General features: G+C 70.1%; 11 protein-coding genes and 1 pseudogene. 4 read left to right on the top strand and 8 right to left on the bottom strand.

What is annotated here, in order from left to right:
* Positions 1–1,389: a glycoside hydrolase family 43 protein gene (locus tag OG352_RS37000; protein ID WP_329222934.1), complete on the top strand. Its 1,389-nt coding sequence runs from the start codon at positions 1–3 to the stop codon at positions 1,387–1,389.
* Between the two features lie 30 nt (positions 1,390–1,419).
* On the opposite strand, the gene OG352_RS37005 is transcribed toward OG352_RS37000, so the two are convergent.
* The 6 genes and pseudogenes from OG352_RS37005 to OG352_RS37030 all read right to left on the bottom strand — a co-directional run bounded on the left by OG352_RS37005 (position 1,420) and on the right by OG352_RS37030 (position 8,502).
* Positions 1,420–2,415 carry a helix-turn-helix domain-containing protein gene (locus tag OG352_RS37005; protein WP_329222935.1) on the bottom strand — a complete coding sequence of 332 codons (996 nt, stop codon included), beginning with the start codon at positions 2,413–2,415 and terminating at the stop codon, positions 1,420–1,422.
* 162 nt (positions 2,416–2,577) lie between these two features.
* Positions 2,578–5,976, bottom strand: coding sequence for a S8 family serine peptidase (locus OG352_RS37010; RefSeq protein ID WP_329222937.1), 3,399 nt, complete (start codon positions 5,974–5,976; stop codon positions 2,578–2,580).
* A gap of 269 nt (positions 5,977–6,245) precedes the next feature.
* The gene (locus OG352_RS37015) at positions 6,246–7,124 is read right to left on the bottom strand and encodes a dioxygenase family protein (protein ID WP_329222939.1); all 879 of its coding nucleotides are present in this window, start codon (positions 7,122–7,124) and stop codon (positions 6,246–6,248) included.
* Between the two features lie 61 nt (positions 7,125–7,185).
* Entirely contained in the window at positions 7,186–7,341 is a 156-nt protein-coding gene (locus OG352_RS37020; protein ID WP_329222941.1) for a hypothetical protein, read from the bottom strand.
* A gap of 221 nt (positions 7,342–7,562) precedes the next feature.
* A pseudogene (locus OG352_RS37025) lies at positions 7,563–7,753 on the bottom strand (6-phospho-beta-glucosidase); the annotation flags it as partial.
* Entirely contained in the window at positions 7,750–8,502 is a 753-nt protein-coding gene (locus OG352_RS37030) for a DeoR/GlpR family DNA-binding transcription regulator (protein WP_329222943.1), read from the bottom strand. The gene OG352_RS37030 and the pseudogene OG352_RS37025, both read right to left, overlap by 4 nt.
* A 401-nt stretch (positions 8,503–8,903) precedes the next feature.
* On the opposite strand from OG352_RS37030, the gene OG352_RS37035 reads away from it, so the two are divergent.
* The 3 genes from OG352_RS37035 (at position 8,904) to OG352_RS37045 (ending at position 12,131) form a co-directional block, all read left to right on the top strand.
* Positions 8,904–10,181, top strand: coding sequence for an extracellular solute-binding protein (locus OG352_RS37035; protein ID WP_329222945.1), 1,278 nt, complete (start codon positions 8,904–8,906; stop codon positions 10,179–10,181).
* 169 nt (positions 10,182–10,350) lie between these two features.
* Entirely contained in the window at positions 10,351–11,277 is a 927-nt protein-coding gene (locus tag OG352_RS37040) for a carbohydrate ABC transporter permease (protein WP_329222947.1), read from the top strand.
* Positions 11,274–12,131, top strand: a complete 858-nt coding sequence (locus OG352_RS37045; protein WP_329222948.1) for a carbohydrate ABC transporter permease — start codon at positions 11,274–11,276, stop codon at positions 12,129–12,131. Before OG352_RS37040 ends, OG352_RS37045 begins: the two co-directional genes overlap by 4 nt.
* Positions 12,132–12,180: 49 nt before the next feature.
* Here the strand turns inward: OG352_RS37045 and OG352_RS37050 are convergent, their stop codons facing one another.
* Together OG352_RS37050 and OG352_RS37055 are read right to left on the bottom strand one after the other, a co-directional pair.
* Entirely contained in the window at positions 12,181–13,389 is a 1,209-nt protein-coding gene (locus OG352_RS37050; protein ID WP_329222949.1) for an SPFH domain-containing protein, read from the bottom strand.
* A 15-nt stretch (positions 13,390–13,404) separates the two neighbouring features.
* The gene (locus tag OG352_RS37055; protein WP_329224117.1) at positions 13,405–13,653 is read right to left on the bottom strand and encodes a hypothetical protein; all 249 of its coding nucleotides are present in this window, start codon (positions 13,651–13,653) and stop codon (positions 13,405–13,407) included.
* Positions 13,654–13,733: the final 80 nt, after the last annotated feature.

Consider the following 13,733-nt stretch of genomic DNA (forward strand, 5'->3'; position numbering starts at 1 on the left):
ATGACGACACGTCCCCCCACCCCGTCCCGCCGTGCCCTGCTGCGCGCGATGGCCGCGCTGCCCGCCACTGCACTCGTGCTCGGCGAGACGCCCGGCCTGCTCGGCACGGCCCTCGCCGCCGCGCCCGCCGCCGGATCGGCCACCCGCTACACCATCGTCCCGTTCCTCGACAGCGACGACGGCACGGTGAACGTCTACCAGTCCGACGACGCCACCGACTTCCGGCTGGTGCGGTCCGCCGCCTACGCCCCGCCGAGCAACCGCATCCGCGACGCGAGCGTCTTCAAGCACACCGACGGCTCCTACTACGTCACCTACACCACCCACACCTGGCAGGACACCAGCACGACCATCGGTTTCGCCCGCAGCTCGGACCGGGTCAACTGGACGTTCCTGTACGACTATCCGGTCCCGATCGCCAACCTGTCCCGCGCCTGGGCCCCGGAGTGGTTCGTCGACAGCGACGGCAGCGTCAACGTCATCGTGTCCTGCTCCACGGCCAACGACGAGTGGATCTTCACCCCTTACGTACTCAGGGCCACCAACTCCACGCTCACCGCCTGGAGTTCACCCGTCGCCCTGTCCGGCATCGGGCCGAACCACATCGACACGTACGTCGTGAAGACCGGCTCGACCTACCACGCGTTCACCAAGAACGAGACGGCGAAGTACATCGAGTACGGCACCGCGTCGCGCCTCACCGGCCCCTACACGATCACGAAGACCGGCGACTGGGCGGGCTGGGGCAGCTACCGGGAGGGCCCGTCCGTCATCCAGCTCGACAACGGCGGCTGGCGGATCTTCTTCGACGGGTACGGCGACGGCACCTACTACTACAGCGACAGCCACGACACCTTCGCCACCTGGACCGCGCCCAAGGGCCTGCCCGGCATCTCGGGCACGGCGCGCCACTTCACGGTCATCAAGGAGACGGTGACCGGCGGCCCGACCCTCACGAAGAACACCACCCGCTCCCTTCGCTCCGCCAACTACACCACCCGCTACTGGCAGGAGCAGCCCGCCCTGCTCAACCTGCCCGTGATGAGCGGCTCCAGCGCCGCCGCCGAGAAGCAGGCGGCCACCTTCACCGTCGTGGCCGGCCTCGCCGACGCGAACGCCTACTCCCTGCGCGACGCGTCCGGCAACTACCTGCGCCACTACTCCTTCCGCGGCCGATTCGACGCCGACGACGGCACGTCGACCTTCGCCAGGGACGCCACCTTCATCGCCCGGACGGGCACGACGAGCGACGCGATCCGCTTCGAGTCGTACAACTACCCCGGCTACTACCTGCGCCACTACGCCTACCAACTCCGCGTGGAACAGCCGGACGGCACCGACCTGTTCCGCCAGGACAGCTCGTTCGTGCCGGTGACTCCCTGGGCCTGAGCCGCACCCTGGCCTGCTCTCCTGGCCTGGTCAGATCCAGCCGCGTTGGGTGGCCCGCCAGCCCAGTTGGATGCGGTTGTCCGCGCCGGCGAGGTCCATCAGGTGCCGGATCCGGCGGGTCACGGTGCGCAGGGACACGCCGAGTGTGCCGGCGACGGCGCGGTCGGTGAGTCCGGCCAGCAGGAGATCGAGGATCTTGGCGTCGAGCGGGGCGAGTCCGGCCGGGCCGGGGGTGCCGTCCGCGTACGGGATCGGGTCGCCGTCTCTGACCGTGCGCGGGCGCAGGGGGTACGCAGCGGCCCAGGTCTTCTCGAAGAGGGCGACGAGCGGGCTGAGCAGGCCGCTGGAGTTGATCAGGATGGCCCGCGGGGTGTCCTGCGGGTCGGCGAAGGCCGGCACCAGCGCGATGGACGAGTCCGCGATGACCATGGACACGGGCAGTTCGGCGGCGATGGCGATCTCCTGGCCCCGGCCGAGGGCCTGGTCGATGTCGACTCCCGAGTGGGGGTCGGCCAGGTACGACTGCTCGATGACCGTCCGCATCCGCAGCCCTCGTCCCGCGACGACGGGTTCGGCGGGGTTGTCCCTCGGGCCGACGGCGACCGGCGGGGACTTGGTGAAGCCGCATATCTCGCGGTCGGCCGACTCCAGGACCTGGAGGAAGCGCCGGCTGATGGGCTGTACGCCGGTCACGATCTCGATGAGGCCGCCGAGATCGCGACCGGCGGCGGCGCGGTGACGTTCGGCGAGTTCGGTGATGGCCAGCTCGGCCTGGTGCAGTACGTCGCGCCGGGCGGCGAGCAGCGAGCCGAGGGTGACGGTGGGCGGGCCGACGACATGGCGGCCGGGTTCGTCGGGCGCGGTGCTGACCAGCCCGTGACGGGCGAGGGCGGCGAGTGCTTCGGCGATGGCGTCCGCCGGGTGGGCGAGGGCCGCGCCGAGTGCGGCGGTGGTGGCTTCGCCGCGGTCGACGAGGTGCAGGTAGACGTCTTCCTCGACGGGGCTCAGGCCGAGACCGCCCAGCATGGGGCCCGCCCTCCTTCCGGCCGGCAGCAGAGGGATCAGCACAGGGTAGATCTCCGGCGGCTCGTGCGACAGGCGGCTCGTGCGGCATGGGGCCCGGCCCGGCCTCTCCTCGGAGAGACGGGCCGGGCAGGGCAAGGCCGGGAAGGACCGTGGCACAGGTGGTCAGTTGTCGAGTGGGGTGACCTTGAACGCGCGGATGATCGTCTGCTCGGCCGTGTTCCCTCTGCCGTCCACCGCCTTGGCGCGCAGCGACACGGAGGCGGAGTCCGTGGGCGGCCGCAGCAGCAGGGCGCGGCCCGCGTGCACGGGCGCTCGCTGCCAGGACCTGCCCGCGTCGTAGGAGACGTCCACGGTCAAAGTCCTTACGCCCGCGCGCGCTCCTTCCACCGTGACCGGCACGAGGACCGGCTTCCCGGCGGGTGTGGTCGAGTCCGTCGCGAGGCGGGGTGCGTAGCGGACGTTCAGCAGGGGAACGCGCTGGGTGCCGGTCGGGACCGTGGCGGAGCGGAACGTCCAGGTGGAGGTGATCCGGGAGGAGACGTCGGTGATGGTGGCCTGTTGGTTGAGGTCGGTGGACAGGGTGTAGCGGGCGTCGCCGGCCGGGACGGTGATGTCGCCGGTGGAGGGCGGTGCGGCGATGTTGAGGAGGGAGGTGCCGTCGGCCACGAGTGTGGTGCGGGCGCTGCCGCCGAAGCGCAGGCCGGTGGTGCCCGGGTGGCCGGCGCCGTCGGTGTGGAGGGGGATGCTCATCCGGAGGGTGTCGCCGGTGCGGAAGAGACCCCAGCCGGTGCCGCCGAAACTGTCGCGGCCTTCGGCGAGGCCCAGCCCGGGGCCGAAGACGCCGACTCCGTAGGTGGCCCGGTAAGTCCGGCCGGGACGGTACCGGCGTTCAGGGGTGTAGTAGTTGGCCTCGTTCTGGAGCGTCTGGCCGTTCTGCGTCACGATGAAGCCCCAGGACACCGCGGCCTCGGTGTTGACGTAGTCGGTCTGCACGCGGGGCAGGGCGGTGGTGGTGCGGATGGCGACGCCCGCGGAGCTCATGCCGTCCGCCGCGTAGGGAACCGCCGAGATGTCGGCCCGCTTCTTCGTGACGGAGGCACCGAGGGTGCTGTCGATCCGGGCCAGGTCACGACGGGTGAGATGCCGGGTGAGACCGGCGTACGGCTTCTCCGGCAGTGAGTAGGCGAGCCGGTATTCAGGCGGGTTGGCGCCCTCGTAGGCCTCCGGGCGGGTCCAGACGCCGCCGATCATCGCCTGGAGCGACCCGGTAGCGGTACCGGTCGTGGACCCTTTCTTGGCTCCTGTCGTGGAGGGGCCGCCGATCTGCGCGAACGAGAGCCGGTCGAGCGAGCCCAGCCAGGAACTCGTCAGTCTGCCCTGCCCGTTGGCCATGGTCCGTCGGACGGCCAGGACACCGGAGGAGGCCGTGGCCTGAGGGTCGGGCAGGGTGACGCTGATCGGCTTGGCGACGCGGGCGTCGAGCGTCAGGGACGTGTCCCTGTCCACGACGATCTCGGGCTGGTAGAGGGCCGCTCGCGCGTACGAGCCGTCCGTCCGGCGCGTGTAGACGGTGCTGGTGAGGTGGTAGGTGCCGGGGGGAACGCGCACCACCGCGGTGCCGTCGGACTTCATCGAGATCGAGTGGATCTCGCCGGTGACGACGTCGTAGAGGGTGTCCCCGGTCGCCGGCGCCGGGGCGTTCCCGTCGGCCCCGATGTGACGGAGCGTCAGGTCGTAGCGTTCCGTCTCCCGGACGATGCCGAGCGGGGTGCGGGCGACGACGGCGGCGGCGGCAGCGGTCGCGGAGGCAGTGGTGGCCGTGACCGTGCCGGACAACTGGCCGAGGGTCGAGCCCACCCGGGTGTCGGAGGTGACGGTGGCGGTCGCGGTGCCGCCGGCCGGGACGGTGACCCGCTCCGGGGAGACGGTGAACGTGCCGTCGTTGACCGCCCGGCCCGCACGGTCGGTCGTCGACGCGGCCAGGTCGAGGACGACGTCCTCGTCGCCGCTGTTGCGGTACGTCAGGGTCTTGCCGGCCGGCGCGTCGTCGGTGTGCGGATAGGCGGCGAGACCGAAGCTCAGCGACGCCGGGTCACTGGTGACCCGCTCGTTCATCGCGGCGGCGACGTCGACCCGGCCCGCGCCCTGCTGGAACGCGCCTCGGTCGGCGGTGGGCCTGGCGGAGGCCATCAGCGCGCGTTTCAGTTGCCCGCCGGACCAGTCGGGGTGCGCGCTCGCCAGGAGCGCCGCCGCACCGGCGACATGCGGCGTGGCCATGGAGGTGCCGGACGCCGAGGTGTAGTGGTCGTCGACCGGCCCGTCGCCCGGCTGCACGCAACTGTTCTGACACAGCGCCGTGCCGGCCGCGCGGGCGGCCACGATGTGCACACCGGGGCCGGTGATGTCGGGCTTGACGGCGTTGTCGTCCACCCGGGGACCGGTGCTGGAGAACGAGGCCAGGGCGTCGGAGTCGTCGACGGCGCCCACCGTCAGCGCGGCGTCCGCGCTGCCCGGGCTGCCGACCGTACTGTCACCGTCGTCGCCCTCGTTGCCCGCGGCGACGACGAACAGGGTGCCGTACCGGGCGGACAGGGTGTCGACGGCGTCCTCGAGGGGGTCGGTGCCCGGGCCGTCCGGGCCGCCCAGGCTCATGTTGACGACCTTCGCGCCCTGGTCGACCGCCCACTGCATCCCCGCGAGGATGCCCGATTCGCTGCCGCTGCCCTGGTCGCCCAGCACCTTGCCGTTCAGCAGGGTGACGCCCGGGGCGACGCCCTTGAACTTGCCGTCGGAGGCGGCGCCGCTGCCCGTGATGATCGACGCCACGTGGGTGCCGTGGCCGAAGTGGTCGACCGCGTCGGCGGCACCGGAGAAGTTCCTCTCGCCGACGACACGGCCCGCCAGGTCCGGGTGACTTGAGTCGATGCCGGTGTCCAGGACGGCGGTCCTGACGCCCTGTCCGGTGTAACCGGCCGCCCACGCGCTCGGCGCCCCGATCTGCGGCACGCTGCGGTCCAACGTGGCCCGCACCGTGCCGTCGAGCCAGATCTTCCGGATTCCGGCCGCCGCCCGGGAGGCGTTCGGGAGGGTCAGCGCCTTCCACAGCTCACCGGCCGTCTCCTTGCCGACCTCGACGGCGACGCCACGGACGGCCGGCAGCTTCTTCGTGACGACCGTCCCCTCGGGAACGGGCCGCGAACCCAGCCGGGTGGCGGACAAGGACGTGGACGTGGTCCCGCCGAGGATCAACGGGAGTTCACCGCGCCGCGCGTCGTCGTACCCGGCGTCCAGCAGGGCCTTGAGGTCGAACAGCCCACGGTCCAGGGTGCCTTGCGCGATCATCCGCTCCGCGTCCGTGGGAATCGCGTACAGGTGATCGCGGGAGGCCTCGACCCGGAAGCCGACCTCCTCGCGCCCTTCACCGGGCGTGACCGACACGAGGTCGCCGTCCCGGTCCACGAGAAACCGGTCCCCGGTGATCAGCGTCACCGCCCGCAACCCCGGCTCGCTGCGAGACTCCTGGACAACTCCCGCCTTGAACAGGGGAGTCGGGGACGCCATGGCCGCCGAGGACACCGACGCCACGAGCGCCAACGCCGTACAGAGCGCCGTACCGAACGTCGTACGGACAACCCGCGGTCTTCGAAGGGGTAACACGTGTCGGCCTCCGTAGCGATGATGGGGTGGGCACACGCACCACAAGGTGGCAGACGGGCCGACCCGCAACAACGAAGTGACCTGACGCGTCTACGCCATGGCGCGAACGAGCCACACAGAGCGTCGAGTTGGACCACCAGACGCGAAGCGGGTCACCGGCCGCCGTCGAACGGTCACGCCGGGACCGGAACCGGTTGCAGCACGATGTCGAAGCGGGCCTGGCGGAACGGGTTGGCCAGGCCGAGCGCCTCCGCCCGCACCGGCGCGTCCACCTCGACGAACTCCTGCACGAGGCTCTTCCTGACGGCGAAGACCGCGTCCGACTCCAGATAGTCGCTGCCCGCCACGAAGATGTGCGTCGTGACGGGCCGGTGTCCTTCGGCCGCCACGATGAAGTGGACGTGCGCGGGACGGTAGGGATGGCGGCCGGTCGCCTCCAGCAGCGCTCCGACCGGTCCGTCCGTCGGGATCGGATAGGGGCTCGGGACGCACGAGCGGAACCAGAAGCGGCCCTCCGCGTCGGCGGTGAACAGTCCGCGCCCGTTGCCCTGCGGCTGCTCGCCCGGCTGCTGGACGTCGTAGAAGCCGTGGTCGTCGGCCTGCCACACGTCCAGGGTGGCGCCGGGCAGCGGGGTGCCGTCGACGGAGACGACCCGTCCGGTGATCAGACAGGGTTCGCCGGTGCCGGTCAGGTCGATCGAGTCCCCGAGCGCGCGCGGCGGGGAGGCGACCATGTGGAAGGGGCCGAGGACCGTGGAGTCGGTGGCGGCGGCCTCCTTGCGGTCGTTGACCGCCTCGACGAGCATCGACACGCCCAGGACGTCCGAGAGCATGATGAACTCCTGCCGGGTGTCGTCGCACCGCTGCCCGGTGGCGGTGAGGAAGGCGATCGCCTGCTCCCATTCGGCCCGGGTCGGTTCGACGTCCCGTACGAAGTCGTGCAGATGCCGCACCAGACCGGACAGCAGCTCCCGCAGCCGGGGGTCGCCGGTGCGGGCGAAACTGTCCACGACCGCTGCCGTCGCGGTCTCGATGCTGAAGTCCGTCGTCATGGTGATCTCCCGGTCGGCCCTGTCCCAGACGGTCCCCAGACGGTACCCACCCCGCAGGTGATCAGGACCAGTGCCACACCTGGTTGCTGCTGCCCGCGCATCCCCAACCCTGGACCCGCTGGCCGTCGTTGCCGGACGTGGTGGCCTCCGCGTCCAGGCAGAAGCCGTCCGGGACGCTGACCAGCGTTCCGCCGCCGCCGAGCCGCCGAGCCGCCACCGCTGGGCGCCGAGTCCGTCGCAGTTCCTGGCCTGGACCTTCTGGCCGTTGACGCCTGCGGTGCCCGTGTCGGCGTCCAGGCAGAGGTGGCTGCCCTGATTGACGGCGAGGTACTGGGAAGCCTTACCGGGCACGGCGTACGCCGCCCACTTCTGCGTGGCCGTGCCCTTGCACCGTTGTTGGCTTGGATCCGGTGCCACTCCGATGCCGTTCCGGTGTCAGATCCCTTCCGCGAGGGCGATCCGCTCGTCCGCCGCTCGCCCGGCGAGGACCGAGCGGACGGCCGTCAGCCGGGAGGCGTCCAGGTCGTACAGGGTCACCTCGGTGACGCGTCCTTCGCCGCGATCGCCAGCGGCGCCCGGTGGACCAGCGGGACCCGGAAGTCACCGCCGCCCAGGATCGTGAGTCTCATACTTCGACCACCTCGACTCCCGCCTCACGCAGCCGACTGCAGGTCCTGTCGTCCGCCGGGGCGTTGGTCACCACGACGTCGAGCTCCTCGGGCCCGCACACCCGGGCCATCCCGGTGCCGGGGAACTTGCCCGCGTCCGCCAGCAGCACCACCTGCGCGCTGGCCGCGATCATCGCCCGCTTGACGGGCACCTCCACGGCGGTGGTGTCCAGCACCTGCCCGTCGGGGCGGATCCCGCTCGTGCCGAGGAACAGCCGGTCGGCGTGGATCTGCCGCAGGTTGTCCTCGGTGAGGAAACCGACCAGCGAGCGGTAGTCGCGCCGCACCACGCCGCCCAGCAGGATCAACTGGACGCTCTTGTCGTCCTGGAGTTCCTCGTAGACGGCCAGGTTGCTGGTGATCACGGTCAGGTTCCGGCCGTGCAGATGCCGGGCCACCCGGTGGGCCGTGGTGCCGATGTCGAGCAGCACGGTCTCGCCGTCCCTGACGAGGGTCGCGCACCAGGCGGCCAGGGCGTCCTTGGCCTCCACCCGGACCGAGGCCACGTCGGCGAACGGGTCGTCCTCGCCGACGACGGGGGCGGCGCCGCCGTAGACGCGTTTGAGCAGGCCCTCGTCCTCCAACTGCACGAGGTCGCGCCTGATGGTGGCCTGGCTGGCCCCGACCTTCTCGGCCAGGGAGACCACCGAGGTGGGCCCGTCCATGCGCAGGACACGCAGGATCAGCTGTTGCCTTCGGTCAGGGAGCATGCCGCAGACCATACTCGCGAACTCTCCAAACTCAAGCAAAGTCGCGCATGCATGTCTCGATATCTGCTTGACCCTTGTCAAACCCGCTCACCGGGTGCACTCTCTTGCGTAATTCGAAGCCAGGTCCGGTCCCCACTCCGGTCGGCCGAAGCGGATGAACGGTGCACCACCACCCTCATCGACGCGTCGGCACCGTCTGAGAAGACCCGGTCACCCACGCCGGCTGGCTGAAGAGTCCACCACCCCGCCGATGCTCTTCGGCCACCCCGTCCCTCGAGCCCGTCCCCTTGCCCTTCCTCACCCCCTTCCCCATCCCATGCTCACAGGTCCCCGCCGGACGTCCCGGATGCCCCGGAACGCGCCTGAGCGGCCGGACCCGCCGAAACACCCAGGAGAACGCCGTGGACCTTTCCCGCAGACGATTCCTTCAGGCCGCCGTGCTGACGGCCGCCACGGCAGGTGCCACCGCGGCGTGCGGCGGCGGCTCCGGGACGAGCGGCGCCAAGGACAGCAAGGACCTGAGCCTCTGGTACTGGGCCGGCGGCCTCAGTGACAAGGTCGTCGCGGACGCCAAGCAGCACTTCTCCGACGTCACCCTCAAGACCTCCGTGGTCGGCGGCGACTTCAAGACCAAGCTGCTCACCGGCCTGCGGGCCGCCCAGTCCGCCCCGGACATCACCGGCGTCAAGGGCGAGGACATCGCCTCCTTCCTGCCCAACGCCGACCGCTTCGTCGACCTGAACACCGTCGGCGCGGACAAGCTGGCCCCGCAGTACCTGTCGTGGAAGCTGAAGCAGGCCACCACGAAGGACGGCAAGCTCATCGGCTTCCCGATCGACATCGGGCCGTGCGCCACCTACTACCGCGAGGACCTCTTCGCGAAGGCGGGCCTGCCCACCGACCCCGCCCAGGTCTCCGCCCAGCTGTCCACCTGGGACGACTACTTCAAGGCCGGCGTCGAGCTGCACAAGGCCGTCCCCGCGACCTACCTGATCAACAACATCGGCTCGGTGTTCTCGATGATCATCGGCCAGGGCACCCAGCGGTTCATCGACGAGGACGGCGAATTCATCGGCGACCAGGACCACATCCGCGCCGCCTGGACCACCGCCGTGAAGCCCTGCACCCTCGGTATCGACGCCAAGATCAACGACAACACCTGGAACGCGGCCATCGGCAGCGGGGCCCTGGGCACCGAGATCGGCGCCGCCTGGCACGCGCTGGACATCAGCAACGCCGCCCCGGGCACCAAGGGCAAGTGGCGGGTGGCGAGCCTGCCCGGCGGGCCGTCCAACCTCGGCGGGTCCTTCCTGGCCATCCCCGCGACCAGCGGCAACCCCGAGGAAGCCTTCAAGATCATCAGCTGGATCCTCGACCCGGCGAACCAGGCCCGCGGCTTCACCGACGCGGCCCTCTTCCCGACCGCACCGGCCGCCTACAAGCTGCCGGCGCTGACCGGCGGCGACGCCTTCTTCGGCGGCCAGAAGACCATCGAGATCTTCGGCCCGGCGGCCGAGAAGATCCCCTCCGCCTACGAGGCTCCGGCCGACGCGGCGGTCTCGGCGCCCTACTTCAGCGAGCTGACCAGCATCGAGGCCAAGGGCAAGGACCCCGACGAGGCCTGGAAGGACGCGGTCGCCCAGGCCAAGCAGATCGCCCAGCGTCAGGGAGTGAAGTGACATGTCGCCAACCCCGGTAGCCGGCCCGGCACCCACCGGACCGACCTCGGGACCGACCTCGGGACCGACCTCGGGACCGACCTCCGGATCCGGCGCGGCCCCCGGGCCCGCCGGCCGGTCGGCCCCGGGCCGCTCCTCCGGTCCGGGGCGCCGCCGCCGGGTCCGGCCGGTGTCGGCCGGGGCCCCGCGCGGGCCGCGGCGGCGGGTCGCCAGGTACTGGCCGCAGTACCTCGCCATCTCGCCGTACTACCTGCTCTTCACGGCCTTCATGCTCTTCCCGGTCCTCTACACCGTCTTTCTGGCGTTCCAGAAGTGGGACGGCATCGGGGACATGCACTTCGTCGGGTTCCAGCAGTTCCGCTTCCTGTGGGACGACCCGGTGTTCTGGCTGTCCATCCGCAACACCCTCGTCATCTGGGTGCTGTCGACCGTGCCGATGCTCCTCATGGCGCTGGTGCTCGCGGTGCTGGTGAACTCCACCAAGCGCTTCACCGCGTTCTACCGGGTCGCCCTGTTCATCCCCAGCATCACGTCGCTGGTGGCCATCGCGATCTTCTTCGGCGCGATCTTCAGCAACAACTTCGGCCTGATCAACGCCGTCCTCCGGTCGGTGCACCTGTCCGCCGTGCCGTGGATGAGCAACGAGTGGACGATCAAGCTGGTGATCGCGGCGCTGATGACCTGGCAGTGGACCGGCTACAACGCGATCATCTACCTGGCCGGCCTCCAGTCGATCCCCTCGGAGGTCTACGAGGCCGCCAGGATGGACGGCGCCGGTCCGGTCCGGATCTTCTTCTCCATCACGATCCCGCTGCTGCGGCCCATCATCCTGTTCACCGTGGTGATCTCCACCGTCACGGGCCTGCAGAGCTTCACCGAACCGCAGGTGCTGTTCGGCAGCGAGGCGTCCACCAATCCCAACTCCGGCGGACCGGGCCAGGCGGGTCTGACCACCTTGCTGTACTTCTACCACCAGGCCTTCGACAACAACGACTTCGGCTACGGGGCCGCGATCGTCTGGGCCTTCTTCCTGCTGATCCTGCTCATCGTCGTCATCAACTGGCGCCTGGTGCAGCGTAAGGAGCGACGGCCATGAGCAGCGGCACGAGCGGCGGTACGAACGGTCTGAACCGCCGGCGCGTCCGGGGGCTGAGCGTCCATCTCATCCTGATGACCGGTGTGGCCGTCTCGGTGTTCCCGTTCTACTGGATCGTCGTCATGGCGACGAACACCTCGCAGGACATCTACAGCTACCCGCCGAAGCTGTGGTTCGGCGATCATCTGCTGACCAACGTCCAGCACCTGTTCGACAGGATGGACTTCTTCGGGTCGCTGTTCAACACGATGATCGTGGCGGTCTGCACGACCCTGCTGGTGCTGTTCTTCGACTCCCTGGCGGCCTTCGCCTTCGCCAAGTACGACTTCCCCGGCAAGAAGTACCTGTTCGGCCTGCTGCTGTCGATGTACATCCTGCCGACCCAACTGGCGATCATCCCGCAGTACGAGATCATGGTGCAGTTGGGCTGGCTCGGCACGCTCAAGGCGCTCATCGTGCCCGCCGCCGCCAACGCCTTCGGCATCTTCTGGATGCGCCAGTACACCAGCACCAGCGTCCCCGACGAGCTGCTGGACGCCGCCCGGATCGAGGGCGCCGGGTTCTTCCGCCTGTACTGGCACGTGGTGCTGCCGTGCGTCCGCCCGGCGCTCGCGTTCCTCGGCATCTACACCTTCATCGGCGCCTGGAACGACTACATCCTGCCGCTGGTGATGCTGGTCGACCCGGGCCGCCTCACCCTCCAGGTGGCGCTGGCGCAGTTGTACTCCGGCCACTCAACGGACTACAGCATGGTGATGGCCGGGGTGCTGCTGTCCGTCATCCCGCTGGTGCTGGTGTTCACCTTCTTCGCCCGCGGCTTCATCGCCGACGCCACCAAGGGCGCCCTGAAGTGACGGCACCGGCCGCCAGACATCAGGGCACACGGAACCCCTGGGACCCGTCCTAGTCGACGTCCACCCGGCCGTTGTCCGTCTTCTTGTCCTTGTTCTTGGCCTTGGCGGCCTCGCCCGAGTGGAGTTGGAGCAGAGCGCTGGCGTTGCCCGGCTCGGGGCGGCGGTTCTCGGAGGAGTCCGGGCCGTTCAGGTTCTGGCGGACCGAGTCGAGGATCGTCAGGCCCTGGGACACCAGGCCCGCGGCGATCTCGCCCAGGCCGTCCGCGCCGTTCAGGACGTTGACGTTGGCGCCGGCGAGGCCGCCGGCCGCCTCCTTCACGATCTGCGGGAGCTGGTCGATGATCATCCGGTCGAGCGCGACCCGGTCGTAGGAGGCCGCCGCCTCGGCCTGGATCTTCATGCGCTCCGCCTCGGCGATGGCGAGCAGCTTGATCCGCTGGGCCTCGGCCTCGGCAGGCTTGACGATCTCGGCGACCAACTGCTGCTGGCGCAACTGGGCCTGGCGCTGGGCCAGTTCCGTCTGGGCCGCGAGCACCTCCTGCTGGGCGTGGGCCTGCGCCAGCGGTCCGGCCTGGGCGGCCTTCGCCTGCGCGCGGTCCACCTCGGCCGAGTACTCCGCCTTGACCACCGCGGTCTGCCGGGCGTACTCGGCCTGGTTGCGCGCCGCGACCTGCTCCGCCTCGACCGAGGCCTGCGTGGCCTGCGCCTGGGCGATCTGGGCCTGCCGGTGGATGGCCGCCTTGTGCGGCGCCGACATGGCCTCGATGTAGCCGACCTCGCCGTCGTCGATCGACTGGATCTGCAGCGAGTCGACGATCAGGCCGATCTTCGCCATCTCGACCTTCGACGTGTCCAGCACCTCCGCGGCGAGCTTCTGCCGCTCGGTGACGATCTCCTCGACCGTCATCGAGCCGATGATGGCCCGCAGGTGGCCGGCGAAGATCCGGCCGGTCAGGACCGACATCTGGTCCTGGTCGGAGAGGAAGCGCTGGCCCGCGTTGATGATGCTCTCGTGGTCGTTGCCGACCTTGAACGCGATGACGGCGCGCACGTGCAGCGCGATGCCCTGCCTGGTCACACACGTCTCGGTGACCTCGGCCTCGCACATCGACAGCGTGAGGAAACGGGTCTTGCGGAAGACCGGCAGCACGAACTTCCCGTGCCCCGTCACCACTCGGAACGGCGCGCCCCCCAGTCCCCGCCGGCCCCCCGAGATCAGCATCGCCTCGTCGGGAGCGGGAACGCGGTATCCGAACATTTTTCTTTCTACTCCTCAGTCGGCGTCGGCGGCATCGCCGAGCGCGTCCAATGGATCCACCCACTCGATGACGCCGACCTCGCGACAACCACGCGACTCGATCACGAGCACCGTCGCCCCCAAGGGCAGTGGATCTTCGGACCAGGCGAGGAAGGTCTCGGAGCCGCCTCTGACCCGCACCAGGATCTCGCCGGGACCCGCGGAACCGCGGGTGGCGACGAGCACCTGCCCCGTGCAGCCGATCACGGCTTCGTCCTGCGGCATCATGGCCGCTCCCCTATGTTCTGGCCCACGATTCAGACGATAGTCCCACCCGGGCCGTGGACCCAATGGGGATCCGGCGC

Origin of the sequence: Streptomyces sp. NBC_01485 (genome assembly GCF_036227125.1) — a bacterium.
In the GTDB taxonomy this organism is placed as follows: domain Bacteria; phylum Actinomycetota; class Actinomycetes; order Streptomycetales; family Streptomycetaceae; genus Streptomyces.